This is a genomic window from Shigella sp. FC1967 (genome assembly GCF_001743005.1).
GTDB lineage: Bacteria > Pseudomonadota > Gammaproteobacteria > Enterobacterales > Enterobacteriaceae > Proteus.
The window spans coordinates 1-374 of record NZ_MIIZ01001356.1 but is presented as its reverse complement, the minus strand read 5'-3'; the positions used below and the strand labels follow the sequence as shown (position 1 = coordinate 374).

The 374-nt window shown below is 43.0% G+C and carries 1 protein-coding gene; it reads left to right on the top strand.

Annotated elements, in window-relative coordinates; all coding sequences use genetic code 11:
- The coding region (locus BHE89_RS21965) for an ATP-binding protein (protein WP_458694254.1) at window positions 1–374 on the top strand (374 nt) is incomplete at both ends.

Below are 374 nucleotides of genomic sequence, written 5' to 3'. Positions count from 1 at the left end.
TTCTCGTTCATCCGCGCTTGCCTCTAAAGCGACTGGCTTCCCAATTGCGAAGGTCGCTGCAAAATTAGCGGTAGGCTATACCCTTGATGAGCTGATGAAGACATTACGGGAGGGGAGAACACCAGCCTCTTTCGAACCTTCTATTGATTATGTTGTGACAAAAATTCCTCGTTTTAACTTTGAAAAATTTGCAGGGACAAATGACCGATTAACCACGCAAATGAAATCTGTTGGCGAAGTGATGGCAATAGGTAGAACACAACAAGAATCCTTACAAAAAGCGTTACGAGGTCTTGAAGTTGGGGCGACAGGATTCGATCCTAAAGTTGATTTAGATGACCCTGAAGCATTAACAAAAATTCGTCGTGAACTAA